The organism is Bacillus sp. JJ1474 (genome assembly GCF_036965225.1).
In the GTDB taxonomy this organism is placed as follows: Bacteria; Bacillota; Bacilli; order Bacillales; family Cytobacillaceae; genus Cytobacillus.
Window position 1 is genome coordinate 1 of the sequence record NZ_JBALPC010000198.1, and the last position, 1,663, is coordinate 1,663.

General features: G+C 31.7%; 3 protein-coding genes. 2 read left to right on the top strand and 1 reads right to left on the bottom strand.

Translation table 11 applies throughout. From position 1 onward, the window contains the following. On the top strand, positions 1–443 hold a 443-nt coding region (locus V7164_RS21355; RefSeq protein WP_335355187.1), incomplete at its 5' end, for an RNA polymerase sigma factor. Continuing rightward, positions 427–1,041: a hypothetical protein gene (locus V7164_RS21360; RefSeq protein WP_335355188.1), complete on the top strand. Its 615-nt coding sequence runs from the start codon at positions 427–429 to the stop codon at positions 1,039–1,041. The genes V7164_RS21355 and V7164_RS21360, both read left to right, overlap by 17 nt. Before the next feature lie 70 nt (positions 1,042–1,111). On the opposite strand, the gene V7164_RS21365 is transcribed toward V7164_RS21360, so the two are convergent. After that, a complete protein-coding gene (locus V7164_RS21365; protein ID WP_335346915.1) occupies positions 1,112–1,450 on the bottom strand; it encodes a hypothetical protein in 339 nt (112 codons plus the stop codon). Positions 1,451–1,663: the final 213 nt, after the last annotated feature.

Consider the following 1,663-nt stretch of genomic DNA (forward strand, 5'->3'; position numbering starts at 1 on the left):
ATAATAAAGAGATTGCTGAAGACTTGACTCAAGAAGCTTTTATCAAAGCATTTAGAAGTCTAGACCAATTCAATGGAGAGTCTCATATGTTTACTTGGTTATTTCGTATTGCCAGAAATGTGACGATCGATTTTTTACGAAAAAAGCGGTTGTACCAATTTTTTTCAATAGATAAATATCAATTCGAGTCTGAAAAGCAATCACCATTAGAAATTGTACTTAAAGGGGAGAATATTACAATTCTTTACGAGGCCATTAGAAAATTAAAGATTAGCTATCGGGAAGTGATTATTTTAAGAAAGATCAAAGAGTTTTCCATAAAGGAGACCGCTGAAATTTTAAATTGGAATGAAAATAAAGTTAAAATTACAACTTTTAGAGCAATGGCAGCGTTAAAAAAAGAATTACTAAAACGGAGGGTTAGCCATGAGGAAGTTATCTGAATATGATCATTCTTTTCAGGAATTGAAGCATATACCTCGCTCAAATCAGCAAAAACAATTAAGTTTACTGAAAATCTTGGATGAGATGAATAAACAAACAAAAGGTACGAAAAACCTTTTTCCACAAATATTAACTATTTCAGTTTCGTTTGCTGCATGTGTTTTATTTGCCTTTATTTTTTTACATCAATCAGATCTAATCCAAACCTCAAGTATGATCAATACAATAGAAAATAATTCAATTATTCAAATGACATTATCCCCTGCAAAGTCAAAACATACATTTACTCAGAAAGAGGGGGGGAATCAAAAGGATATTTACTTTATTGAAGATGATGACTGGAATCATACTTTTAACAAATTAATAAAAAATGCTCAAAATGTTTCTTATGAGCCTCGAACTGTGCCGTTATATGATCTGCTTATTACTTTAGAAAATCATGAAACGGTAAAAATAAAGGTATGGGCAGAGGAAGGATTAGTCTATTTAAAAGAATTAGAACAAGAAAAATTTTATCTTTTATCTAGGGATAATAGTACAGTTTTTATTAATAAAGTAAATTCCATTCATGAATATGTCGAAACGCCTTTGGAATAGAAACCATTACAAAAAACGAAGTCCATTTTTAGGAGGACTTCGTTTTTTACATCCGAGTTTAATGGAATTTCTATTGAGCACGGCATATATTACTCCAAAATCCTTCGATACAAACCTTATATCTCGGAACATTGCCATCTCCTCCGCCGTAAGCATATTTTGTGCAGTACCAGCAAAGGGGCTCCCCATTAGTTGATTCATCATCGTTAAGACTGTTTATTGTTGCGTCTGGCCCATCGAACTTTAAATTTGATTTCTCTTCAATTGTGGTGAATACTTGTCCAGCTTTGATGTTTTCTGAATCTACACCTTCTGCATTAAATGGCTTTATCACATCGTTTTGTGATGCAAAAGCTTGAGTAGTTACTACGAGCATTAAAATTAGCAGAATGACAATACTCCTTTTCATACTAAATTCCCCCTTATATATTCGATTAATAGTAGAATAACTTATTTTTCCAATTAAGAAATGGTTCGAAACTAGTAAATACCTTTAGTGCTTAATAACTAACTATTATGAAACATCTCATTAAAATGAATATATGCTATTGGTTTTTCCTGCTTATTCCTTTCATTCCATGGAAAATATTAAGGAGTGTTGACTAGGACTAAAGTATGTTAC